This window comes from Psychrobacter sp. TPE 89C (assembly GCF_055522395.1).
This window is the reverse complement of sequence record NZ_JBVFXW010000001.1, coordinates 66056-93035: the sequence shown is the minus strand read 5'-3', so window position 1 is coordinate 93035 and position 26980 is coordinate 66056. Positions and strand designations below refer to the sequence as shown.

The following is a 26980-nucleotide window of genomic DNA, read 5'->3' as shown; positions in this document are numbered from 1 at the left end:
TAATTCACAAAAAACGTCAGCTCCGTTGCTGGCGTTTTTTTATTAGGGACGAATAGGTTATAGAGGCGGCGCAATCGTAATTTTGCACCATAACACAAACATGCGATAGGAAAGTAGGCTCATGCAAAGTGGTGAAATCAAACACTGGAATTCAGATAAAGGCTATGGCTTTATTGATGTTGACGATCAAAGTGAAGACGTATTTTTTCATATTAGCAAAGCGCGAATGCCACAGCCGATAACGGTCGGACAAAGAGTCTACTTCAATAGTGCACGTAATGACAAAAACCAGTTGAGAGCAACCGAAGTAACCCCTGCTTCGCTCAGCATTCAAGAAAGTGGAAATACAGATACCGCTAAAAGCACGTCATACAATGCTAATCAGAACGATTCTAGGCAGAACAACTCCAATAATAACAATGCTAGCCGAAAAAATACTGGTCGCAATACTAGAAACCAGCGTCAAAATAAAAAAAGCCCGCTGTCTACCTTATTTAGTCTTATCGCCATTATCGCGGTCGCGTTTTACTTCTTTGATGATTTACAGTCTACTTTCTTTGCTGGTAGCGCAGAACCTACAACGATACCTCAAACGTACTCTGACAACTCAAATCCAGCATCTAACTCTGCGGTAACGGGTGATGCGCAAATAGATCAGACCATCATGCTGATCAAGCAAGGCGGTCCATTCCCTTATCCTAATAAGGATGGCACGACGTTCTATAACCGTGAGGGACAGCTACCAACACAGTCGAAAGGCTACTATCGTGAATATACCGTGCCAACCCCTGGCATATCGCATCGCGGTGCAAGACGTATCGTCACGGGTGGCAATCCGCCAACTGTCTATTATTTAACCGTTGACCACTATGATAGCTTTCGCAGACTGGACGTAAAATAATATGAGCCAAGCCATACATTATATAGACAAGAATAGTAACCAAAACGCTACAGCACTAAGTGCTGGCATCCCGACACAGGCTGTTACCATAGCAGCGGACGACGTACTAAATAAAAACACGTTATTAACAAATTTAGCCAATGCCTGTGATTTTCCCAGTTATTTTTCACACAATTGGGATAGTGCGTGGGATTGCTTAACAGATAGCGACGTGACACATCTAATGTTAGATCTAACATCGGTGAAAAAAATAGACACGGAAGATTTTAATGTCTTCAAAAGCATCATAGAAGATGCCTACACAGATTTTGGCAAGCCGCAATTGTGGGTGATCATGCCGTCTACGGATGACGCCTAGCCGATAAATCATCAAACAAGCCTGAATTCGAGATAAAGCCATATTTATCCCAAATTCAGGTTAATTTAGTTTTATAGAAAGGATTAACCTATGGAAATTACTTTAAATGGCTATTACACCCTAATCTTTGCCACCTTGGTACTATTGCTTGGACGATTTTTGGTCAAAAAAGTCAAGTTTTTAGAAGATTTTAATATTCCAGAACCAGTAGCAGGTGGTCTGATTGCTGCGGTCATTGTGTATGCTCTTAACTTTATTTGGGGCTACAGTTTTAATTTTCATCAAGGGTTACAAACAGCCACCATGCTGATGTTCTTTGCTTCTATCGGTCTAAGTGCTGATTTTGGTCGATTAAAAGCAGGTGGTACACCGTTACTGATTTTCACTATCGTGGTGTCGGTATTTATTATATTGCAAGACGTGGTTGGCGTGACAATGGCAAGCGCTTTAGGACTAGATCCATTGCTAGGACTCGTCACAGGCTCTATCGCACTTACAGGCGGTCATGGTACAGCTGGCGCATGGGGTGCTGTATTGGAACAAGAGTATGGTGTGGTTGGTGCAACTACCCTCGGCATTGCTGTGGCTACGTATGGCTTGGTAGCAGGTGGTATCGTTGGTGGCCCTGTTGCGCGTCGATTGATTAATAAACTTGGATTAAAGCCGACACCAGCAAATGCAAACCCAAGTGACGTTGAAAAAGTGGCAGGTGCACAGTCCTTATACAGTACCAAGCACAGTGAAAATGATGATGATGGTACTCAGGAAATGTTTGAAAAGCCTGATAACATTCGTCTGATTACCGCATCATCAACCATCGAAACCTTGGCGCTATTTGCGGGTGCATTGGCATTTGCTGATTTGATGACTATCGTTGCTGAAGGTACCTCGTTTGAGCTACCTACCTTTGTATGGGCACTGGCAGGCGGTGTGATTCTGCGTAATTCATTAACGATGATTTTTAACTTTGATATGTTTGATCGTGCCATTGATGTGATTGGTAATGCATCATTGAGCCTATTTTTAGCCATGGCGCTGTTGTCATTGAAGCTATGGGAATTAACAGATTTGGCAGGCCCTGTACTGATTATATTGCTGGTACAGACGTTTGTGATGATTCTATACGTTTACTTCGTTACCTTTAAAGTGATGGGTAAAAACTACGACGCGGCGGTGCTATCAGCAGGTCATTGTGGTTTTGGTATGGGTGCAACGCCAACAGCAATTGCCAACATGCAGGCAGTTACGGATCGTTATCTACCCTCGCCTAAGGCATTTTTGATTGTACCGATGGTTGGTGCTTTCTTTGTCGATATCGTTAATGCGACGGTATTGCAGATATTTACTAAATTGCCGTTTATGTAGGCTGATGCTGTCACAGATCAAAACTTAATAGCTATCTAGCAAATAACGAATGTCAGCCATCGAAAAGCCCGCCAAGACTAATCTTAGCGGGCTTTTTTAATCATCAAGTTATAATAGAGTGTTCAATCAAACCCATTATTTATACTTTTTAACTTCACCACTTTTCACACGAGCTATGAAAGAATTAACTTCTTTTTTCACAATTGGCATCAAGAAGTATAGACCGATGATGTTAAAGATTGCCATAGCGAACAGAGCCGCATCTGAGAAGTCGATAACAAAGCTAAACTGTACGATGGTACCGATAACAACGAAGACTAAGAAGATAAGTTTGTATATCATCTCGCCGCCTTTACCTTCGCCAAAGAGGTAAGTCCAAGCTTTTAGACCATAATATGACCATGAGATCATCGTTGAAAAAGCAAACAATAATACCGCGACAGCTAGGAAATACTGGAAGATAGGCGCCGTTTCCATAAAGGCAGCACGGGTTAGATCCACACCAGTAAGCGCTTGGGTTTGCAAGTTTGCGACAGTGTTCACCCCAGAGATAGTAATAACGAGCGCCGTCATAGTACAGATAACAACCGTATCAATGAAAGGCTCTAGCAGCGCTACTAAACCTTCAGTAGCAGGCTCTTTGGTTTTTACCGCTGAGTGAGCAATAGCGGCTGAACCAACACCTGCTTCGTTAGAGAAAGTTGCACGTTTTAAACCTTGAATTAACGCGCCAATAAAGCCACCAGCCACGCCAGCACCAGTGAAGGCACCCGTGAAAATCTCGCCAAACGCAGCGCCAATATGATTAAAGTTTGCAACCAGTACGATGACACTCATTGTGATATACAATAAAGCCATAAAAGGCACGACTTTTTCGGTAACGGTTGCAATGCGCGGCATACCACCAATGATAACCATACCGACTAAAAACGCTAAGCCAATACCAAAGAATATACTGTAATCCGTTGGAATGCTAAAAGTAGAGCTCATGACTGCAAAGGCTTGGTTACCCTGAAACATGTTACCAGCACCAAAAGTGGCCAATATACACATAAGGGCAAAACCGACGGCTAACACCTTACCAAATCCACCCATACCACGTTCAGCCATACCGCGGCTCAAGTAGTACATAGGTCCACCTGATACGGCACCAGAAGGCAGAATCGTACGGTATTTAACACCTAACGTACACTCTACAAACTTGGTCGCCATACCGAACAGACCAACCATAATCATCCAAAAGGTAGCACCAGGTCCACCAATAGCGAGTGCGGCACCGACACCAGCAATATTACCAAGACCAACCGTACCTGACAAAGCAGTGGCTAGTGCTTGAAAATGGCTAACCTCGCCTTCTTCTTTGACAGCAGGGTTTGGATCAGTATATTTGCCTCTGACAATATCTAAAGACAGGCCTATATGGCGAAACTGAATAAAGCCAAAATAAAAGGTAAAGACTAATGCGGCAACTAACAACCAGCCTACAATTAGCGGAAAGCTTACTTCACCAAGAGGTACTGAAAAGAAAATAAGATCAACGAACCAGCCAAATATATTGGCCATAAAGCCATCGAGGCCAGCACCAAATGCTGCTAAACCTGATTGTTCTTCTGCTTGCGCAATAGTAGTACTAAGTAATAGGATCGTTGCGACTAAATATTGTTTTTTCATATAAATTCCTTTAGTGAAAATAATATTCATATAATCATTTACAGCGATACTGATACAAAGTGTAATTTTTTATTATACTTTGTATCAGTATTATTACTAAATGTTCAATGTCGACTATATACTAATAATTTTATATAAACAAAAACATTTGCATATTTTTCTCAATTAAACATCAACTTAGCGCTTTAAAGCTGACAGCCAAGATCAATCAAACTCACTATAATTATCGAAAAATGTCGGTAGCTATTCTTAGTATAAACAACAGACCTAAATATCATTGAAAGGGCGACATGACAATCTCAACACAGATTTGCATTACATGATCTAATTTTCTGAAATTTTAATCCTTTCATTTATAGCGGACTTTTATCGTCTACAAACCCTTAACCATACTTTACTAGGTTATCCAGCATTATAGAAAGCCATGCATTGTTATCTGCAATATACGTGTCCCCTAGCTCTAGGATTTCATCACCCGCTTGAACTGTGTGAGGATAGTCAGTCATGGCGTCTTGTATATAATCCTGCCCATGCATCACCATATCCACCATACTATTTTTAGTCACTTCGAAATGACATTGCCAACCAAGCACCCACGTACCTAACTCTTTATGTTTTGGCGTTTGATAGATAAAACCTTGATTGTCCCAAGCGTTTGATTTTGCAATTGCAGTCGCACCTTGAGGACACTCAAAACCATCGCCATGCCAATGAAAAACCGTAAACTCTTGCTTTGGTAAATCTTTTAGTAACTGATGCTCTAAGCCTTTTTTGGTTAATTGAATTGGCATCCAACCAACCTCTTTTATACCTGACGGAGCAACTTTTGCCCCCAAACTATCCGCTATTAACTGCGCCCCTAAGCAAACACCAACTACTGTTTTTCCTTCTTTGATACTTTGCTGAATAAAGGCCTTCTCATCCGCTAGCCATTGAAAGTCAGCTTCATCATGAATGCTCATTGGCCCGCCCATAATAACCAACCAATCAAAACTGTCTTGAGAAGGCAATGAATCGTTTTCGTAGAAACGAGTGACAGTAATGCTATGACCTTGATTATCTGCCCACTGTTTAATATAACTGAGTTCTTCAAAATCAACATGGTATAGGGCATGAATACGTAGCGTCATTAAATTATCCTTTTATCAAAAAAGAAAAACCGCCTAGCAAAAGATAAGCGGTTTTTATTGTACAACTCTGAATCAGAGTTGGCTAAATCAGTACGGATTTGAGCTTACTGGTTTTTTTCGTAAACTGGTAATTCTGCACAGATCGCTTCTACTTTACCGCGTACTTCAGTAGCGACCGCTTCGTCACCACGGCTGTCTAGTACGTCACAAATCCAACCTGCTAACTCGCCCGCTTGTGCTTCGTTGAAGCCGCGAGTAGTAATGGCTGGTGTACCGATACGGATACCAGACGTTACGAACGGAGATTTTGGATCGTTTGGTACGGCATTTTTGTTCACAGTGATGTGAGCTTCGCCAAGCCATTTGTCCGCTTCTTTACCCGTCATTTCTTGCTTAACTAGGCTGATCAGCATTAGATGGTTTTCAGTACCGCCAGAGATGACTTCATAACCGCGATCTTGAACGACTTTTGCCATCGCTTTAGCATTTTTAACCACTTGCTGCTGATAAGTAGAGAAGTTGGCTTCTAATGCTTCTTTGAAGCAAACCGCTTTAGCAGCGATAACATGCATCAATGGGCCACCTTGGTTACCCGGGAATACCGCAGAGTTTAGTTTCTTAGCAAGTACTTCGTCACGAGACAAAATCATACCTGAGCGTGGGCCACGTAGGGTTTTGTGCGTGGTAGTCGTAACCACATCAGCGAAAGGTACTGGGTTTGGATAAACACCACCAGCAACTAGGCCTGCAACGTGAGCCATATCTACTAACAGGTAAGCGCCTACTTCATCCGCGATGTCACGGAAACGCTGCCAATCGACTACTTGCGAGTAAGCTGAAAAACCAGCAATAATCATTTTAGGCTTGTGCTCACGTGCTAGAGCGTCTACTTGGTCATAATCAATAAGACCAGTGCCATCTACCAATCCGTACTGTACGGCATTGTAGTTCAGACCTGAAAAGTTGATGTGTGCGCCATGAGTCAAGTGACCACCAGCATCTAGGCTCATGCCCAATACTGTGTCATTTGCTTCTAGCAATGCTAAAAATACCGCTGAGTTTGCTTGGCTACCAGAATGTGGTTGAACGTTCACATACTCTGCACCGAACAACTCTTTAGCACGGTCAATGGCTAATTGTTCTACAACATCCACATGCTCACAACCACCATAATAACGCTTACCAGGATAGCCTTCAGCGTATTTGTTGGTTAGGTCAGTACCTTGCGCTTCCATCACTGCTTGTGAGCAGTAGTTTTCAGAAGCAATAAGCTCAATGTGATTTTCTTGACGAACGCTTTCTGCGGCCATCGCTTCAGCAAGTACTGGATCAAAACTTTGAAGAGAGATATTTTTAAACATATTTAATGTCCTAAGTAGTGACTGTCATTGAAAAAATGTCATTTAAAAGAAGCTTATAGCCTGCCCACAATAAAACAACTACTGCGTCAACGTCGCTAGAAGTACGCGTGATACCTCTGCACTTTTTTCAGCAATCTATTGTTTTTCGGCAATCTGTTTTATGGCATGACCATTATTGTGAATGGGGTCTATTAGCAGAGATAAAATAAGAATAAATGCAGGCGAGTGGCCCGCCATGAAGTTGTCCAATTCGGCAATAAATTCGATACACGTATGTACCGATATCATCGCTAAAGATTAAGTGTAACATGAAAATTTGTGCTGCGAACGCAAAAAAACCTCACCTTAAGATGAGGGAATTAAATGACCATATAACACAGATAAATAGCCAATAAAATAAAGGATTTACCTGCTTTGAATTCTTAGTTATCTGAATTTTTACACGTATATAAGCATAAAATATTTTTAACCATGGCTAGATATAGTTGATTCAATTTAAAAGTAGTACAAGGCAGCCGAGTGTAGATGTATATTAAATACCTCAAGCGAGGCTAACGCAGTAATACTTTTATAGTGTAGTGACTATTATAGTGAAGTGATTATAAGAACGTCGGCAGGAACGTTTCACTGATCATTAACGTACGACCATACCAATCATAACGGGTTTGCCTTTGCCAACCTGTGGCAGTTTGCTGAATAAATCGCTGATTAGGTAGTGTTCGGCTGCGCTTGAATAGCACATAACCGATGGGTGTGCCTTTGAGCTGCTGTAGACGGCGGGCGCGGCCTTTTAGACTGGATAGCGGAAAGATACTTTGTGCATCTACCCATGGTAATTCATCATTGCCATAAAGCTGCACCTCACGCACCCAAGCCAACATCGGACGATTAAGCGCAGCACCCTGCAGACCCAATTGCTGTTTTTGTATCAGAGACAGCTGCCGATAGCCCTCAAAACTGCGCTCTACACGCAATGGCTGCCCTGCTTTTACTTCCAACATGGCAGTGAGAGAGCCTTTAGCATTGAGCCACGGTAGTAGCTCACTAGGAGGTGACGGATTGCTAAAACAGGATATTTGAGTACTGGACATAGTTAACGGCTAATTGTGAAGGATTAAATAAGAGGAGCTGGCACTAATTGTTCATATTAAAAGACTAATGGTTCATATCAAAATCTGGCATATTGTCCGCATTAAAAGGCAAAGCCTCAAATGCCTGCTGACGATACTGCGCCATATACTCACGGTCTTTGCGACAAAAACCTGCAATCGCGGGTACAAAACGTGGATCATAGATACGGTGCAGCGAGTGTGTCGTGGTTGGGATAAAACCACGAATCAGTTTATGCTCCCCTTGCGTACCCGGATCAAAATACGTCAGACCTTGCTCAATGGCAAACTCGATACCCTGATAGTAGCACAGCTCAAAGTGCAAACTGTCGTACTCGCCCAACGCACCCCAGTAGCGTCCATATAAGGTAGCATTATTATCAACATCACCATTAACATTGTCGCTATCAGGTTTATCGTATAAGAACAAACTGCTAGCAATAATTTCGCCATCGTTATTCAGTGCTTGGGCGAGCATCAGGTGCTCAGGCATGCTCTGTGCTAATGCCATAAAAAAATCTATCGTTAGGTAAGGCTGTTGACCTCGCACTGCATAGGTCATCACATAGCAGTGATAAAACGCTTTCCAATCGGCATCGGTAATATCCGCCCCACACTTACGCTGACAGCTGATATTTTGCTCAGCAACTTTGCGACGCTCAGCACGGATGGTTTTACGTTTTTTGGCTTTTAGGGTCATCAAAAATGCATCAAAATCTGCAAATGGCTGACTCTCTTGCAGCAAGTCTTTATTTTGCCACAAAAACTGACAGCCTTGACGTTCCAATATGGGCATCTCAATTGCGGTTGGCTCTAGGCCATTATCTTGAGCTGCTAATGCCTGCTCTATATCGATATCGGTCGGCAGCTCTGCGGTCGCGACAGAGGCAAGCTCAGGCGTGACAAACAGTCCATGCCAGCTAGATGCACCTACTTGTTGAGCAATATCATCAACACCTGCGATAGCTGTCTTTATAACTTCTTCACTTAAGGTTTCACCTGTAGCCAACCACAAGCGCTGACCCGTAATCGGTGTATAAGGAACGCTAGTGACCAATCGCGGATAATAATCAATGCCATAGCGTGCATAGGCTTCTGCCCATGCATGATCAAACACGAACTCGCCGCGATGATGACCCTTTATAAATACGGGTAATACTGCAACAGGATGCAATGCACTTCCTTTTACACCGTCTATTGCATTGCCATTGCTGTCTTTTTTGTCGTTGCTGTCGCCGCTATCAGAATAATCGGCGACACGGTGCACCAAAATAAATATTGGTAGCCAACCTGCCTGCTCACCTATCGCACCCGTATCTGCCAACGCCTGCCAAAAAGCAAACGACATAAAGGGCGTATCTGGTGTCTGCCAGTCTGCTTGGCTCTGCCAACTGGTATCATTAATCAGCGCATACTCTAAACTCATACTGTTTGTCATTATTATAGTCGCTATATATTTATCGATAACCGATTGATTAGTGACCTAGCCTAGCAAATTTTTGATAGTTTGCTGTCACAATTTGCAAAAATTCATCTATATGCAATAAAAAACCACCTACTATAATAGAGGTGGCTATGTTTTATAATGATGCTTATATCCTACTCTCCATCTCGTTATAAATGCCAATGAAAAGACAGTAGTTGCATGGAAAAGATGATATCGAAGCTGATGACTGGTAGAATAAGGTTGTTATTAGCTTAATATAATTCAGATACATAGGATATGAGCGAAAACAGTATACTTAGTTCATTATACAAGATTGACATCATAGCCGATTTATAGTGGATTAACTATAATATGAAGTCAGCAGTTCACCTTCAAGCCCTTTTGTATAGGCAGTCAAAGCATCGTACTGTTTTAAGAGGCCTATTTGATGAACGCTAATAGACGTGCGTAAAAGAAAAATTTAAATGGTCTCCAATATTTCTGAGGCCACATATGATGTACTTGATCTAACCACATAGTTCGTTATTGCATAGTATCATCCGACGATATTCGAATTTATGTGTACGTATTATTCTTAACGACAACTAAAGGGATACCCGATTACAATGTCAAAAATTATCTATACAAAAACTGATGAGGCCCCTGCTCTAGCAACCCTTTCATTCTTGCCTATTGTTGAAGCGTTTACTAAAACGGCAGGGATTGCTGTTGAGACAACTGATATCTCTGTTGCAGCGCGAGTATTGGCTGAATTCCCAGAATATTTGACGGAAGAGCAACGCGTACCAAACAATTTGGCTGAGCTTGGTCGTCTGACACAAGATCCAAACACCAATATCATCAAACTGCCAAACATCAGTGCTTCTGTACAGCAACTTAAAGCCTGTATCAAAGAGTTGCAAAGCAAAGGCTTTGCATTACCTAGTTTCCCAGAAGATCCACAGACTGACGAAGAAATAGAACTTCGTAAGCGTTATGGTAAAAGCTTAGGTAGCTCAGTTAACCCTGTACTACGTGAAGGTAACTCAGATCGCCGCGCCCCTAAAGCCGTCAAAAACTATGCTCGCAAGCATCCGCATTCTATGGGTGAATGGAAGCAGTGGTCAAGCACGCACGTGTCACACATGCATGGCGGTGACTTCTATGATGGCGAGCAATCTATTACTTTAGATAAAGCTCGTACCGTACGTATGGAGTTGTTACTTGATGACGGCACCAACAAAGTCTTGAAACCTAAGATTGCTTTGCTCGATAAAGAAGTGATTGACCTAATGGTTATGAGCAAGCAGTCATTGCTAGACTTTTATGAGCGTGAAATGGAAGATTGCCGCGAAGCCGGTATTCTATTCTCACTACACGTAAAAGCCACTATGATGAAGGTGTCACACCCTATCGTATTTGGTCACGCGGTTCGTATCTACTACAAAGAAGCCTTTGCAAAACATGGCGCTACGTTTGACGAGCTAGGCATTAACGTCAATAACGGTATGGCTGATTTGTTTGACAAAATTGCAACTTTGCCAGCCTCAAAGCGTGAAGAGATTGAGCAAGACTTGCATGCTTGCCAAGAGCATCGCCCACGTCTGGCCATGGTTGATTCTTCAAAAGGTATCACCAACTTCCATTCTCCAAGCGACATTATCGTAGATGCATCAATGCCTGCTATGATTCGTAATGGCGGTAAAATGTGGGGCGCTGATGGCAAACTATATGATTGCAAAGCCGTTATGCCTGAATCTACCTTTGCCCGTATTTATCAAGAAATGATCAATTTCTGCAAATGGCATGGTAACTTTGATCCAACGACAATGGGTACGGTTCCTAACGTTGGTTTGATGGCACAAAAAGCAGAAGAGTACGGCTCACACGACAAGACTTTTGAGTCAAGCAATGCGGGTATTGCACGTATTGTTGATGTAGATACTGATGAAGTATTACTCGAAAAACGTGTTGAAAAAGGCGATATCTGGCGCATGTGTCAGGTCAAAGATGATCCTATCCAAGATTGGGTGAAACTGGCTGTTCGCCGTGCGCGCGAATCAGACACGCCTGTTATCTTCTGGTTAGACCCATATCGTCCACATGAGAATGAACTGATCAAAAAAGTTCAGACTTACTTGAAGGATCATGATACTACGGGTCTACACATTGAAATCATGTCACAAGTTCGTGCCATGCGTTATACTCTAGAGCGCGTTGCTCGTGGTCTAGATACTATCTCTGCCACTGGTAACATCTTGCGTGATTACCTAACTGACTTGTTCCCAATTCTAGAGCTAGGCACCAGTGCCAAGATGCTATCAGTCGTACCACTAATGAAAGGTGGTGGTCTGTTTGAAACAGGTGCAGGTGGTTCAGCTCCGAAACACGTTGAGCAGCTCGTAGAAGAAAACCATTTACGTTGGGATTCATTGGGTGAGTTTTTGGCCTTGACCGTATCTTTGGAGCATTTAGCCGAGAACGATAACAATACTAAAGCCAAAATATTGGCTGACACGCTAGATACAGCGACAGAAAAACTGCTGTTGAATGACAAATCACCATCACGTAAAACAGGTGAATTAGATAACCGTGGTAGTCATTTCTATCTGGCCATGTACTGGGCTGAAGAGCTGGCAGCACAAGATCAAGATAGCGAGCTAAAAGCACAATTTACACCATTTGCGCAAAAGCTTAAAGACAGCGAAGAGGCTATCGTCAAAGAGCTTAACCAAGCTCAAGGTAAGCCTGTAGACATCAAAGGCTACTACTATGCCGATGAAGAATTGGCTAAGAAAGCCATGCGTCCAAGTGCTTTGTTCAACGAAACACTGGCATCGCTGTAATTTCTAAGCGATTGCACTTAGACAGTTAAGCTTAGTCGCTGTTGGGGTTTATATCCAAAAGCGATTAAGCGAGTTTAAGTCTTAGTAAGTCAAACACCTCAACCGCCTTAGGGCGTTGAGGTGTTTTTTATGGTCTTTCACAGCATATCTAAGTTGTATTGGAACGATTATATTGTAGAGCCCTTTTCTGGCTGCCATCATACAGCCTACGCCCTGTATTCATCTCAGCAAAAAACATGAGTGGCCCTGTGAACAATAGAAAAACACTTTATAATAGACGCTTACCTTAATTAGAAAAATATATAGTATTCAAAAAACATGACAAACCTATCAAAATATAGATGAAATGGAAGCACTTAGCTCGTACCGTCTTATTTTTCAGCGGGACACGTTATACCCAGAGTGTGTGCTCATTTTTATTTTGAATGTTAAGGTGTATCATCATTTGGATAGTAAGTAATACTGACTCATTTATATTTAGGAAATAGCTGTTTATGTCGACCTCTAGTCTCGTACTATTCAATAAACCTTATGGCGTGCAAAGTCAGTTCAGAGATGACAGCAATAACAACCACACCACGCTATCGGAGTATTTTACGGACAAATCATTGCGGGTGGCTGGTAGGCTTGATGCGACCTCAGAAGGTTTGCTGATTCTGACTGATGATGGTCGAGTTAACAAAGCAATCACCCATCCACCCAAAGCCAATGCTGGTCGCAAACAAGGCAAGACGTACTTAGTACAAGTTGAAGGCATCCCTACGCCTGAGCAGCTTAGTAAGCTCCAAAAAGGTGTGATTCTCAAAGATGGCAAAACCCTACCTGCTGAGATTAAACATGTCAGTGAAGATGAATTGCCAATGCCGCTTTGGCAACGTGATCCACCGATACGTGAGCGTAAAAATGTGCCAGACTCATGGCTGATATTGACGATATATGAAGGTAAAAATCGTCAAGTAAGACGCATGACTGCGCATGTGGGGCTACCTTGCTTACGTTTGATACGCTGGTCAGTGGCAGGGTTTGAGTTAAGTGATTTAGCTGTTGGAGAGTTTGTACGAATTCATTTAGATAGTGAGCGCTGTAGGCAATTGGGTATTACTCAATAGTTAGTTTGCTAAATTGCTAGTTAAAGCATTATATAAGAAAAATCTTTCAACACTATTAAAAAGATTGGTTGGGATAAAAATCATATTGATGATAAGACATTAATCATAGATAGATATAAAACACCCAAAATGTTCGTCGATATTATGATTGATGGACACGTGATAGGATTTTATATATTAAAACGTTAAATGATAAGGAGCGTTCTATGGAAATAAAAGAAATAAGTACCACCTTAGGTCTAGTCGAACAATTACATCCATTGCTAATTGACAGTATCGAGAGTGGTGCGTCTGTTGGTTTCTTAACGCCAATCGATGAGCAAGAGATAAAATTATATTGGTCATCTGTAGAAACAGAACTTGCATCAGGACTTAGGAAGTTGTTTCTTGCATATGACGATGGAAGTGTAATAGGCGCAGTCCAACTCTCACTCTGTTCTAAGCCTAATGGCTCACATAGAGGAGAAGTCGAAAAACTCATGGTTCATACAGACGCTCGAGGTAAAGGTGTTAGTAAGAAACTAATGTCGCTAATGGAAGCTGTAGCGTCTGAGATCAATTTGTCATTACTTGTACTCGATACCCGTGTAGGTGACGTCGCATCTTCGTTATATCGTTCTATTGGCTATACCGAGGTGGGTCAAATTCCGCAATTCGCACGTAGCTCTACAGGAAAGCTAGAAGGCACCGTTTATTTCTTCAAAATACTGTAATTTAATTAGAGCTTGAAGGTTGACTCACAACGTATAGCATTTTTACTGTGCTCTACGTCTAATTCTTAAGGTGGTTTGAAAAGACGTATCTCTTACGTTACCTATACCTTAATGGGGTGGTACTTCTTTTCTGTAAGCTACAGATACAAAATCAGGCGAAGCGGATTTTGTATCAATCAGAGTTGGACTAAATGGATTCAATGAAAACCATACTGGCTCAGTATATCGAAAGAGAGCTGCTGCGTTGGTAAAAACAAGGATCATCAGACAGTAGGCGATATTCTTGGAGAAATTAAAGGGCGCTGGTTCTATGTTGAATAATTATGAGTATCTGAATCCACCCGTGCAAAAGGGCTTGATTCGAAATTATTACGATATCTAGAATATGACCTCCTCTCCAAAGGAGCAATAAACTATCGGTTATAGACGACATCATTGCAAGCGTTAGATTTCTATAAAAAGCAAGGTTATGTTTTCTTTGTCGAGTTTGATAATATACGGCCACCTCAAACCAGTTATTTTCTAAAATAAATAAGTACGTAGAAAACGACTATTAAAAACGAGCACGTCAGCGTCTAGGACTTTATATTTTGGCTTCAAGCAGCCTCCCCTACGATAAATGAGCTTTCGTTACGACCTATTAAATATAGCGTCTCGAACGGGTAAGGTTTATCTGCTAAGCTTCGAAACATGAGTGGTTGTCTGTAATAGATTTCATTCATTTATTATTAAATTTTTATTCTAGGAATACATCATGATTGCTTCTCATCGTTTTTTATTGTTGGCCACCAGTATTTCTGCTGCGCTCATACTGAGTGCCTGTCAGCCGACAACAGAAAACAATGAAGCGACCACTGACGAAGAAGTCGCCACGCCAGTGACTGATATAGCAGAGACTCAAGATGAAGCCGAAGTTAATGACTTAGCGGAAAATGAAGACATCATTGACGAAAGCCAAATGACTGATGTGCTCAAAGACTATACAAAATCAATGACTAGAATGCATGATGAAATGATGATCGGTATGGGTTACAACGACCCTGACACTGCATTCGCTAAAAGCATGCTTGGACATCATCGTGGCGCGATAGACATGGCAAGAATCCAACTGAAATACGGTACTGATGAAAAAGTACGTCAGCTCGCTCAAGAAATTATTGACGCTCAACAGATTGAAATCGATATTTTGAATAAATGGCTTGCCAGCCATCCTGATACAGCAAAACCTAAACCCAATACCGAAGCTATGCAACAAGCCTATGCTAGAAGTATGGATGTCTTGAATGGTGAGATGGTACTGGGTATTGCCGATCCCGTCCCTGACATGGCATTCACGCGCGGCATGCTACCACATCATCTGGGCGCAGTAGAAATGGCCACTATCCAGCTAAAATATGGTACTGACGAAGAGATGCGTCAACTGGCACAAGATATCATCGACACTCAGCAACCCGAAATCAAACGGATGCAAAATTGGATTGCAGACTCTCAAGTAGATGAAAGTACAGAAGATAAACTTGATGAAGGTGAAGTAGACGCAAAAACTGAAACACCTGACTCTTAGAGACTGAGTTACCTCTGATGTTTGAAGAAAACCCCAAAGTATACTGATAGTGTATGACGCAAAACCTCTGCTAAATATAATCATTTAGCAGAGGTTTTATTTTCTATGAATGCTCAAACTGAATACTTAGGTAGAGTGGCTAAAATCGATAACCTTAAATTAACGTACTCAAATTAGTGTACTTAACTCAATGCCCTTAATTCTGATAACGCTCTATCGCATTAAGCCACGCTTGCCAGCCCGCATTATTTAGAGAATGCTCGTCACTAATGCCTGACGATATATCATTTTTTGCTAAGTGTAGACTTACTTTATGCGGAAATACTTTTTCATTAATATCATTCGTACTACTATCAGCACTGGCTGACTGTTGTAATCCCATAGCCACTTTCGGTAGTACATTGACACATATCAACTCATCACGGCGAAACAAGTAACATTCAACATTCTGTGCTGCATTGCTAAACGAAGCTAACTGTTTACTATCGGCTTTGATGCCATCAATCGCCACAATGACATCGTGCGCTGAAATCCCAGCTCTGGCAGCCGCGCTATCACGCTGTACGCGATTAACCTTTAGTCCGGCAGGCGTTTCAGTACAACGCATACCCCACGGCAAATGCTTATCCGCGGTCTCTTTGGTATTGGTACGCATGTTAGTACCATTAGCAGCCAACAGCGCTTCAATTGGTAACTCTTCAACACCATTGACATAACGATGCTCAAAATCCTCCCAATCCGCTAATGGCATAAACTGCCCAATTACCGCACCCATATCGGCACTGCTGATGCCAACACGTTGGTTATCGTTTTGCTTGGCTTGAGTATAAAAGGCCTTAACCACATCAAACAGACGATAGCGACCAGCGCTCTTTTGTAGCAGCATCAAATCCAAACATAACGCAACCAGCGCCCCTTTATTGTAATAGCTGATACCCGCATTACCCGTATTTTCGTCATTGCGGTATAACTTAATCCAAGCATCAAAGCTCGACTCTGCGACACTCTGATACGCACGCCCAGCGGTTTGATAGTAGCGATTTATTTGTTCCGCCAATAGCTTGAGATAGCTTGATTTGTCAATCACACCTGACGCTTGCAACATAAAGTCATCGATATAAGACGTAAAACCCTCAAACACCCAAAGTAATGGCGTAAAAGCCTCACGGCGCAAATCAACCTCTAGCATGACATCAGGACGTACTGTTTTGACCCACCATGAATGAAAATACTCATGGCTGCATAAACCTAAAAACCGCTGATAATCTGTGCTTGGTATTTTTGGCTCATTGATACTTGGCAAGTCACGGCGCGGGGTAATCAAGCTGGTAGAGTTGATATGCTCAAGGCCACCGTAGTCTTGACCACTGGCAAACGTCATAAACGTGTAATCATGGAAAGGTGCGTCACCTAGCCAGCCTAAATACGTCTGGCAAATCTGAGTGATATCTTGCTGCAACCTGCCCATATTGGCATTATGCTTACCAGCAAGGTAAAAACTATGATGTAGCGTCTGATGTTCGTTATCTTGAATAATAAAATCAAACTTATCTTGCTCTGCGATTTCAAAAGGATAATCGATCATCTCGTGATAGCTATCTGCTTGTAGTCCGTAAGCATGCTGACCATCGAGTTTCAAATGGGTAGATTTTAAACCAGATGCCAGAACGACACGCGCTTCTTCTTTATCTGCAAAAAACGCAGCCGGAATAATTAAGCTCACATTGACAGGCGTATGCTCTTGCCCGTCAACTGCCAAGGCAAGCGAGGTGAAATTGCCGTATAAGCGCTGCTGATCAACATAGGCAGTACGTACCGACAGATCATAACAGTACACTTCATAGTGAACTTCTATTGTCTGCCCTGCCTCTACTTGAGGTAACTGCCAAGTATGTTTGTCTATTTTCTGCGCACGATAAGTCTTAAGTGGTGTGTCACTATCTGTTGTTTGACTAGTTGTTTTGCTATCCGTTGCTTGACCATATAACACCTGATAGTGCACAGCGGTGATGTTGCGGGCAAACTCACGCATCAGATAACTGCCCGGTATCCATGCTGGCAGCCAAAGCTGAGGAGAATTGGCCGTTGCCGTAAAGCTCAGCGACACATCGATCAAATGCTCAAAGAAACGATCAAAATTGAATCGATAACTGATATCAGCGATTACGTTGGTATTGTTCACATCATTATTGTTGGTATTGCTATCTATGAATTGATTATTTGCAGTATTGGTAACAGAAGTCATCGTCTTTTTCATCCTTGTTTTTATCATTATGTTAGAAGCCCTCACCCAAAAACGCAACCGCCAAACCACGAATATCCAATAGCTCACTGTAAACTGCTTAAAACAGTGTTTATTTTGATAAAATGTGACATTTATTGAGATTAAATGGCATTTTTTCTTGTTTTTACCTTGAAAGTTATATGTGTCATCTCAATTAAAGATGCTAACTGCTAAAGTTACTTTAATAAACTGATGATAATTGACTCATGACGTGGCTATTTGGCCTGCTAATTGGATTTTTTAGGTTTATTGCAACCGTATTTAATTTTTTACACAGATATATTTAGGATAATTTATGACTACTATCGCAAAAGATACCGCCGTCAAATTCAATTACACACTAAAAGACGACGAAGGCAACATTCTTGACCAATCACCAGAAGGTCAACCACTTGCTTATTTGCATGGCCATAGCAACATCATCCCAGGCCTAGAGCAACAGCTAGAAGGTAAATCTGCTGGCGAACAAGTCAATGCAGTTGTTGAACCTGCTGATGGCTACGGCGAGTATCAAGAGCAAGCAGTACAACACGTACCACGTGACAACTTCCAAGGCGTTGAAGACATCCAACCTGGTATGCAGTTTCAGTCAGAAGCTGGTGGCCAAGTAATGCTAGTTACCGTTACTGCTGTAAACGATGAAGAAGTAACCGTTGATGCAAACCATCCATTGGCTGGTAAGCGTTTGACGTTTGATGTTGAAATCCAAGAAGTACGTGCAGCAACTGAAGACGAGCTAAACCATGGCCATGTACATGGTGCTGGTGGCGTTGAGCACTAATCTCTTCTAGAGAAGATTAAGAAAGGATGAGGCGATAAGTCACCAATGTGACTGTCATTTCATCTAAAAAGGGTCAGTAGCCATCGCTATTGACCCTTTTTTTTATGCTTATTTTTATACCTACAATTTGTAAAAAATACTACTGAGACGATATTGCATCAGATAAGCTTACAGCCAAAAAATCTATCAATTGCAATGGCCTTCCTCCAGACGTAACAAAGCCGCATAACGACAAGCGTTATGCGGCTTTTATCACTAACCATCCATGTCATCGTTATAAGATACCTAATCCCGGGGCATCTTGTAACTATTCGGGCATCCAGCCCTATCATCCCTAACCAGCAAACCACCTATCCTTGATGCGACCTGTAAGATACCAATCCCTAGTACCAATGAACCTTTTCGTTCAGCCGTGCCGTACAGTTATAATCGCAGATTGCCCCATGGTTAGTAAGAGGTATAAACGTCAATCCATGTAAGCATATGCTTACATGGATTTGAATAATACATTTTTGCCATCTACAGCACTATAGCTTATAGCTTTTCTTGAGGACTAAGCAACGCTTTCGGTTCAGCGCTCAGCATGACATAAGCGGCTTCATTGATGAAAGCTTCGTCTTCAGGTAATTCTGGACGTTCACTAGCCTTCATGCGACTGCGCTCTTCAAATTTTGCATCCATTGCCGCTTGATAAGTATTCCAATTGGCATAAGGACGCTCACCAGTTGAGATGAGACGTTTGTTTTCAGCTTCCAACGAACGTTTTTCAATCAGTTGCATTTTGGCGCGGCGACTATTGATATCTAGCTGAATAGGTTTTTTCTCATCTTCCATATCACGAATATCATTTAGCGCTGATAAATAAACAAACTGTGGATTTTGCTCTTGACGGATTTTGGATTGCTGATTGAGTGTCGCTAATGTATCGTTGGTAAACTTGCCTTCAGGCTTATAAGGGGCTGTTTTGATAGTATCCCACGGTAAGGCTTTTTTCTGTGCACGCTCACCAAAGGTAGCATCATCATAGATATTGACCAGTTCAACATCAGGCACCACACCTTTATTCTGCGTACTACCACCAGTAATACGGTAGAATTTACGCTGCGTTAAAGTGGCTGACCCTAGCGCCAAACTATCCAATTGAATTTGGGCAGAGCCTTTACCTGTCGTCGTACTACCGACGACCAGACCACGACCATAATCTTGAATAGCAGCCGCAAATATCTCACTGGCTGATGCAGATGCTAAGTTGGTAATGACCGTCATGTTGCCACTATAAAGTTGCTCGCCACCATCATCGTCACGGTAGACCTGAACATTGCCGCGATTGTCACGAATTTGCACCATCGGCCCACTCTTAATAAAGAAGCCAAGCATTCTAGCGACTTCATCTAATGAGCCACCTGGGTTATTACGTAGATCGACAACCAAACCATCAATATTTTCTTTATTGAGCGCTTTTAGTGCTTTTTCGGTATCGATACTGACGCTACGGTAGTCTTCACCGTTACGGCGGGCTTGATAATTCAGATAAAAACTTGGAATCTCAAGGACACCGATACGTTTTGGTGTTTTATCAATATTAGGACGCTGCACTTCTACGACACGATGAGTAACACCTGATTCTTCTTGTTGAATAATATCACGGACGACCGTGACGTTGCGGGCGCTAGCATCAGGGGTATTAGGCTGACGTACTTTGATGGTCACTGAGGTTCCGCGCTTACCACGAATCAAACTCACAATCTCACGCGTTGACCAGCCAACCACATCGGTCATAGTTTCACCGTCTTTTGCGATACCAACGATCAAATCATTTGGCTTGATTTGTCCAGATTTAGCTGCTGGACCGCCATCTACTAAAGTGACAATGCGAGTATAATCTGGGTTTTTACGATCTGGACGGATAGAAACGCCAATTCCTTCTAGTTGTAAACTAGATTGAATTTGCAGCTCAGTCGCCTGAATCGGTGCATAGTAATTACTGTGTGGATCGTAAGTCAGCATTGCTGTATTCAAGACCGTTTCCATGATCTCATCATCTGTGAGACGCTTGAACTGCTCTTGCTGACGTGACAAACGATTCTGTAGAATCTCGCTTGGCGTCCGCTGATCATTACGTACCAAGTCTTGTCCACGAGTGATGTCTGGATTGCTTAAAAACACTTCTTCTTTAGCTTTTTCGTCTTCTTGGCCCAGCGTAATACTCATCAACTGAAATCTTAGCTGACGTGTCCAGTAGTCACGTTGCTCTTTTTTAGTTTTGAAATGATTGAGCTTTTCACGGTCGAGTACGATGGTGTCTTTGCCAGTCAAGTCGATCTTCGTTTTTAGCATTTTACTTGCCATCGCAAAATACTCATTTGAACGTTTGCGATATCGCTCGAAAACATCTACGCCTGCAGATAGATCACCTCGTTTGAGACGAGCACCGAAGTCATCGGCATATTTTTTCTTAAACTCATCGACATCGGACTGCAAAAACAAAGTATGGTTTGGATCAAGGCTATCAATATACATGGATAGAATCTCGCTACCCGTTTTGCTGTCGAGCGGTTGATTCAGATAATGACTACGATCCAGCAATGCCGCTACTTGGCGAGTGGTGACTTTTTGTTCGGGAGTTTGTACGAAGCTTTCAGTGTTGGTATCGGCGACTGCCGTTCCATAGCTCTGGGTAAGAATAATACCGGCGATGCCCACTGACGCTGCACTGAGTAACCACTGTGCTGGTTGTTTTTTCATCATGTATCCCTAGTTATTTTGCGTTAATAATATTATTTGTTTTATAAAGATCAAAAGTGCTTAAATATCTCGCTGCCTATAAATGTCACTCTTTCTATGCGTTAGCATGTTTATCACTGATAATGCATGTTAGATATTTTTCGATTATAGCGTCCTAATAATAGCCCCTAAAATTCGTCAAAAACTGCCAATACAATGTTCAAATAGTGTTCAAAATCAATCAATATTATCATGAGCATTATGGTTCGACTGTCTCAAACTGTATAAGCAATATTACACGCTACACCTGCACATACCAAACTTTCTATGATATTTGTTGTGCATCGTTATTTGCACATGTTAGTACTGCTTTAATGGCTATCCAAAAATTGATTTGAGTCGATACCTGTGCCACATTATGCTCAGTTAATAATAGCTGTCATAATAAGACAGTTTTGATTCATCACTTGCTACTTTTAGCGCTACCCATCATATAACAATATATAACACCATAAGGATTACGCAATGTACGGCGTCTTAATGATTGATATCGATAGTACCGCACTGACTGCTGAAGATGTTAGTTTACTCAAACAGGCACAAGTTGGCGGAGTAATTTTATTTGCTCGAAACGTGGCAGATGCTGCGCAAGTGCGAGCCTTGTGCGATGACATACGCTATCACAACCCTGATATATTAATCGGTGTCGACCAAGAAGGCGGTCGCGTCGCGCGTCTGCGCAATGGCTTCACCCCTTTGCCAGCGATGGGCAAGCTTGGTGAATTATTCAACCAAGACCCTAGCCTTGCGCTGAGCCTTGCTTATGATTGTGGCTATCTAATGGCGACAGAAGTATTGGCCGTGGGTATTGACCTCAGTTTTGCACCAGTGCTTGATAGAGACGGCATCAGTCAAGTCATTGGTGATCGCAGCTTTCATAATGAGCCACAAGCGATCACTGCCCTAGCGACACAGTTTATGCGCGGCATGAAAACGGCAGGCATGGCAACCACAGGCAAGCATTTCCCCGGACACGGTGCAGTTGCGCCTGATTCACATGTGGCTGAAGCCATCGATACACGTAGTTTTGATGAGATTATGAATAGCGATATGCAGCCGTTTGCGCAAACGCTCACATCGCTTGATGCGTTAATGCCTGCTCATGTTATCTTTTCGCAAGTCGATGATAAGCCAGCAGGATTTTCTAAAATTTGGCTAAAAGACATCATTCGTAATCAGCTTGATTTTGATGGTGTCTTATTTTCTGATGACCTATGCATGGCAGGTGCCAAAGCAGCGGGCGATGTCAGCGCACGTGTAAAAGCGGCGATTGAGGCAGGGTGTGACATTGCACTGGTTTGTAATGATCGAGTCGCCGCACATGAAGCGGCTCAAGCAGCGCAAGACCTCCCTTATCCCAACCAAAATCGCATCAAAACGATGTGTGGCGACATACCAGTATGGCAAGGGGATCTGGAATCTACTTGCCAGCAGTTTGAGTATTGGCAACAGGCCAAGCAAAATGTGACTCAGGCCTTTTTTAGTCCTCAAGCTGATGGGCAAACACCTAATAGTACCAATGCGCCAAAAGACCCTACTGACTATAAATAGCCCTTTATCATTTATAAATAAAAAAATAAAAAACCGCGTCTTAATCAAGGTGCGGTTTTTTATTATTAGTAGTACTTCAATCGAAATAATATCGATTAATTGGCTGGATCTACTACTGTGCCCTGACTCGCATCATCACTATCAGGCAATACATCATCGTTATCACTGTCTAGTGGGTTCAAGTCTGGGTCAAGCGCATCATTACCAATAATCATTCCATCGTTTGCACCAATAGGCTGATCGTCAACGACAAACTCAATACGGCGGTTATGGAAACGACCCTGTTCGGTTGAGTTATCAGCGATAGGCTCTGATTCGCCCATACCTTTTACCGTCAACTTACTAGCATCAACACCTTTGGAAACCAAGTACTGTTTGACAGACTCAGCACGCTCAAGAGACAACTTGTTATTATATTCGTCCGATGCTTGACCATCTGTGTGACCGACAATCATCAGTTTTATATCCGGTGCTTCGCTAATAATTTTTGCAGCACGGTCAAGCAACTCTTTATTAACTTCAGGAAGTGTCGCATCATCTACAGTAAAATTGATAACCTGAATACTTAGCGCACGAGCCACATCACTTGGATCGGGATTGTCACCAAGATTTTTCATAGCATTGTTTGCAGCGAATAGACTACTCTCTATCTCATTTTTTAAGTCTAACGGTCTTTCCGCTTGTACCTTCATGGCTGGAGCAGCGGCTTTTAAATCAGCGATTAGCTGGTCCAGTGCTAGTACATCAGACGTATTAACGGTGATAGTATCGCCTTCGATCAGCATACTCGCATTTGGTACATTTTTGAGAATAGGCAAAATGGTCGTCAGCTGAGCTGTGGCTGGCATATCTATCGCAAATTTATCATCGACATCAGCGCGGCATTTATTGGCTTCATCACCAAATGCAGCCGTGAGTGCATTCATCATGTTGGTCTGCAACGTTTCATCACCCACACGCATACGGCAAGCATATAATTCACTGTTTTCATCGGTGGCAATACGTAATGAAGCAAGTTCTACATTATTGACACCCGCGACTTGCTGCGCCATCGCTGGTGTAGCAACAGGCTCAGGATTTTCTTGGCAACCACGTAGTAAGGCCCAAGCCAATGCACCCAAAATAATCAAGCCAATAATTGGTAGTAGCGCTTTCAAAAAGCTGTCTTTTGGCTCGTCTTCACGTGGCAATGGTTCTGTAGTAGCTGTATTAGAAACAGGCACTTCAACCACAGGCTCAGCGGCCAAGGTACTGACTGGTAAGACAGCGCTTGCCCATGTAGGAATGTGGTGCTGATAGCTGTCTAGATTATCATGCAAAAACTGTGGTACAGGCGTTGTACCTGCCAAGCTTTTTATTTCATGAAAAGCAAGTGGCGCGGCCATAGCAATGAGTCCGCGAGAGGCTATCGCATCGACATTGTGCTTGCCTGCCAGCTCACGAGCGATTTGGTCACGTTGCGAGCTGTCTGTCCATACACGATCATAGAACTCTTGATCATCACGAGTAATACTCTCATTGGCAAAACGGTCATAGGTAGCATTATCCGCTAGGCGGGCAGCAAAAATAGCGTAGAACTGCTCAAGTAGATTTTTTTTAGCTGGGCTACGATCATCCTCCAATACTGCTGGACTTACTGTTCGGGTCAAATGACTGGTAATATCCATAATATAACTCCCTATTTATTAATACCTGATTATAGGCTTAAAATACTTAAAAATATTGTTAGATAAGATTTTGATGACAGATAAAAGCTATAACGGTCGGTGTCATTATTGCTGTATTCAGTTTTTCATTATTATAAAAGTATTAAATCAGCTTTAACAATCAACACGTTGTTGTGCGAATGATACGTTAGGTAATGTCGCCACTGTCACATATAAACCTATCACACACAATATCCTATATCACATAGCACCTTAGATAAAAAAATGGTGGTACGAGAAACTCATACCACCACCCCATACTGCTTATCTATCTGAATTGTTAATCCTAAAGTAAAAACAATCAAACAACTCTTATCAAACCCGTTAGTTTCTGACTTGGGCAGGCTCAGCTATAAAAGAGGTACCCGCCAAATCATCTAATTCTGATTCGGAAATAGGGCCTGATGGGCGGTTATTCGTCGGTGCATTGTTGGGAATATTGCGAGTATTATTAACAGGCTCATTCATAGTATTATTGTTCATGCCATTATTAGGGGCTGGTGCCATACGATCGCCTGTGTTGTCATCTGCTGCTTGGAACTCTCCAGACCCGCCGTTGCTATCACCGTTACCATACTGATTATTTAAAGCAGCCTCATCGTTTGCAAACTGACCGCCCATCTCATTCATTCCTGACATACCGTTCACGTTATCATTATTGCCATTATTGCCATTATTACCATTGTCAGGTAATGGCAGTGGCTCTTTGCTATCTACTATCATCGCTGGCGCCAACGTGCGGATATCCGTGACCAGTCGTTGTAATAAAGTACTATCTGGCGCTGCTAACGTGAGGCGATCATTCTGCAATTCTAGACGTGCAAATGGCACCGCTCTAAGCATGTTTAAAATATTAGGCAGCATCTCTGTCGGTAGATTTGCCATACTATTGGCGACGCCTGCCCGCACTGTCAACTCACAAGTGCTTGATTGCTGACCAAAACTGGTATTAAACGCTTGTTGCAACGCACTCTGTAGCGCTTCATCACCCACGACAGCGCTACAGCTAGTGAGCCCCCCGCTGTTATCCATTCCCACGATGAGCTCGACCGGTGTCAACACTTCTACAGGTGGCGTAGGTGCAACGACGGCAGGTACTGTCTCAATTGGCTCCACAGGTGGTACGTTGTTTGGCTTGATTAGTAGAGCCCAAGCAGCCAGTGCCATAGCAGCAATCGCGAGGACTAATAAAAACACCTTTACCAATAAATCATTGCGTTGATTACGGGTGCGTAATTTTGCTCGCTTGATGCTACTGTTTTCTGCCAGATGATGTGCTGATGGGTTGACATGAATGGTATCCAAGTTGGGACTCAGGTCATCGCTTTCTTTTTCTGTCTCAGCGCTATCTATATCAGCTGCTGCCATTGCACTGATTGCGCTTGTCTCTACATTGGGCTTATCAAGTTTACCTAAAACGTTATCAGTCTCTAATACAGGACTTATTTCCGCTATGGTTTTTGAACCTGACTCATTGTTCAGACTTGAATTGGCGGCAATAATAGGTGCTGACCATATCGGTAAGTACTGACGTAGCGCCGCCTGCTCACCCTGCAAAAATGCTGGCAAAAACTGTCCATTGGCCAATATTTTTAGCTCACGATAAGCGAGTGGTGATGAATTGATAAGTAACTCTGCTGTCATTGATTCATCAATATGATGCGTAGCGGCAAGCTCTTGGATGATAGTCTGCTGCATTTCATTATCTTGCCATAACTGCTTAAACAATGTCGTCTCTGTGCCATTGTTGGTCGCCAGCAATTGATCGGTGCGAAGTAGTTGCGAGTAAACCTGAGGCAATGCTAGGCGTGCGGCTAAAATGGCATAAAACTGCTCAAGTAGACTGACATGCGCCACGCTATCTTTGCTATCACTCTGACCTAATACAGCTGGGGTAACGGTTTTTTCTAACTGGTCGATAATACTCATAGATTATTGCCTCTTTCGGCCTTCGCTTTATACGTGTAAAAAGAATTGAGTGTTGGTTTTAATTTTAATTTTGTCTACTAATGACGTATTCTTAGCATATTTCTATCATTGATGAGACTGCTGCCATCAGCTCTACTTACTATCAATCATCATTACTATTAGCACTAGTTACTGTCATTATACGAAGCATTACTTATTCTGCCTGATACATTGTTATATTATTCACTATAACAGCCTGAAAATGCATTGTTTTGTCACACAATAAGTTTTCGTATCATCATAACTACTGTTAGTATGACTTCATTATTAATATTCGACATTTAATCATTAATTATTGGTCATATGTAGGTTTTTACTCAGCCGTAACGCTTAGGCTTTGAACACTGCCAGCA

18 protein-coding genes are annotated in these 26980 nt (G+C 42.3%); 9 read left to right on the top strand and 9 right to left on the bottom strand.

Annotated elements, in window-relative coordinates; translation table 11 throughout:
* Positions 1–121: 121 nt before the first annotated feature.
* The 3 genes from ACZW67_RS00355 (at position 122) to ACZW67_RS00345 (ending at position 2624) form a co-directional block, all read left to right on the top strand.
* Positions 122–901, top strand: a complete 780-nt coding sequence (locus tag ACZW67_RS00355) for a ribonuclease domain-containing protein (protein WP_465181728.1) — start codon at positions 122–124, stop codon at positions 899–901.
* A 1-nt stretch (position 902) separates the two neighbouring features.
* Positions 903–1259 carry a barstar family protein gene (locus ACZW67_RS00350; RefSeq protein ID WP_465181727.1) on the top strand — a complete coding sequence of 119 codons (357 nt, stop codon included), beginning with the start codon at positions 903–905 and terminating at the stop codon, positions 1257–1259.
* A gap of 90 nt (positions 1260–1349) precedes the next feature.
* Positions 1350–2624 (top strand): sodium/glutamate symporter, encoded by a 1275-nt coding sequence (locus ACZW67_RS00345; RefSeq protein ID WP_197215820.1) that lies wholly within the window; start codon positions 1350–1352, stop codon positions 2622–2624.
* A 135-nt stretch (positions 2625–2759) separates the two neighbouring features.
* On the opposite strand, the gene ACZW67_RS00340 is transcribed toward ACZW67_RS00345, so the two are convergent.
* From ACZW67_RS00340 to ACZW67_RS00320, 5 genes are all read right to left on the bottom strand, one after another.
* On the bottom strand, positions 2760–4295 hold the full coding sequence (locus ACZW67_RS00340; protein WP_465181726.1) for an alanine/glycine:cation symporter family protein: 1536 nt from the start codon (positions 4293–4295) through the stop codon (positions 2760–2762).
* A 383-nt stretch (positions 4296–4678) separates the two neighbouring features.
* The gene (locus ACZW67_RS00335) at positions 4679–5425 is read right to left on the bottom strand and encodes a type 1 glutamine amidotransferase (RefSeq protein WP_465181725.1); all 747 of its coding nucleotides are present in this window, start codon (positions 5423–5425) and stop codon (positions 4679–4681) included.
* Positions 5426–5529: 104 nt separating this feature from the next.
* Positions 5530–6786: a serine hydroxymethyltransferase gene (glyA, locus tag ACZW67_RS00330; RefSeq protein WP_197099789.1), complete on the bottom strand. Its 1257-nt coding sequence runs from the start codon at positions 6784–6786 to the stop codon at positions 5530–5532.
* A 599-nt stretch (positions 6787–7385) separates the two neighbouring features.
* Entirely contained in the window at positions 7386–7877 is a 492-nt protein-coding gene (locus tag ACZW67_RS00325; RefSeq protein ID WP_465181724.1) for a chorismate--pyruvate lyase family protein, read from the bottom strand.
* Between the two features lie 64 nt (positions 7878–7941).
* On the bottom strand, positions 7942–9321 hold the full coding sequence (locus ACZW67_RS00320; RefSeq protein WP_465181723.1) for a GNAT family N-acetyltransferase: 1380 nt from the start codon (positions 9319–9321) through the stop codon (positions 7942–7944).
* Positions 9322–9947: 626 nt separating this feature from the next.
* On the opposite strand from ACZW67_RS00320, the gene ACZW67_RS00315 reads away from it, so the two are divergent.
* From ACZW67_RS00315 to copM, 4 genes are all read left to right on the top strand, one after another.
* On the top strand, positions 9948–12167 hold the full coding sequence (locus ACZW67_RS00315) for an NADP-dependent isocitrate dehydrogenase (RefSeq protein ID WP_465181722.1): 2220 nt from the start codon (positions 9948–9950) through the stop codon (positions 12165–12167).
* A 494-nt stretch (positions 12168–12661) separates the two neighbouring features.
* Positions 12662–13276 carry a pseudouridine synthase gene (locus tag ACZW67_RS00310; RefSeq protein ID WP_465181721.1) on the top strand — a complete coding sequence of 205 codons (615 nt, stop codon included), beginning with the start codon at positions 12662–12664 and terminating at the stop codon, positions 13274–13276.
* Between the two features lie 206 nt (positions 13277–13482).
* The gene (locus ACZW67_RS00305) at positions 13483–13989 is read left to right on the top strand and encodes an N-acetyltransferase family protein (protein WP_465181720.1); all 507 of its coding nucleotides are present in this window, start codon (positions 13483–13485) and stop codon (positions 13987–13989) included.
* A gap of 754 nt (positions 13990–14743) precedes the next feature.
* Positions 14744–15553, top strand: a complete 810-nt coding sequence (gene copM / locus ACZW67_RS00300; RefSeq protein ID WP_465181719.1) for a CopM family metallochaperone — start codon at positions 14744–14746, stop codon at positions 15551–15553.
* A gap of 196 nt (positions 15554–15749) precedes the next feature.
* Here the strand turns inward: copM and ACZW67_RS00295 are convergent, their stop codons facing one another.
* Complete coding sequence (locus ACZW67_RS00295; protein WP_465181718.1) at positions 15750–17798, bottom strand: M61 family metallopeptidase; 2049 nt, start codon at positions 17796–17798, stop codon at positions 15750–15752.
* Between the two features lie 334 nt (positions 17799–18132).
* Between ACZW67_RS00295 and ACZW67_RS00290 the strand changes: the two genes are divergently transcribed.
* Positions 18133–18618, top strand: coding sequence for an FKBP-type peptidyl-prolyl cis-trans isomerase (locus ACZW67_RS00290; RefSeq protein WP_194195977.1), 486 nt, complete (start codon positions 18133–18135; stop codon positions 18616–18618).
* A 534-nt stretch (positions 18619–19152) separates the two neighbouring features.
* Here the strand turns inward: ACZW67_RS00290 and ACZW67_RS00285 are convergent.
* Positions 19153–21363, bottom strand: a complete 2211-nt coding sequence (locus tag ACZW67_RS00285) for a carboxy terminal-processing peptidase (RefSeq protein WP_465181717.1) — start codon at positions 21361–21363, stop codon at positions 19153–19155.
* A gap of 504 nt (positions 21364–21867) precedes the next feature.
* On the opposite strand from ACZW67_RS00285, the gene nagZ reads away from it, so the two are divergent.
* Complete coding sequence (nagZ, locus tag ACZW67_RS00280; protein ID WP_201588580.1) at positions 21868–22953, top strand: beta-N-acetylhexosaminidase; 1086 nt, start codon at positions 21868–21870, stop codon at positions 22951–22953.
* Between the two features lie 95 nt (positions 22954–23048).
* Here the strand turns inward: nagZ and ACZW67_RS00275 are convergent, their stop codons facing one another.
* Together ACZW67_RS00275 and ACZW67_RS00270 are read right to left on the bottom strand one after the other, a co-directional pair.
* Positions 23049–24620, bottom strand: coding sequence for an OmpA family protein (locus tag ACZW67_RS00275; RefSeq protein ID WP_465181716.1), 1572 nt, complete (start codon positions 24618–24620; stop codon positions 23049–23051).
* A gap of 363 nt (positions 24621–24983) precedes the next feature.
* Positions 24984–26588: a hypothetical protein gene (locus ACZW67_RS00270; protein WP_465181715.1), complete on the bottom strand. Its 1605-nt coding sequence runs from the start codon at positions 26586–26588 to the stop codon at positions 24984–24986.
* Positions 26589–26980 lie beyond the last annotated feature (392 nt).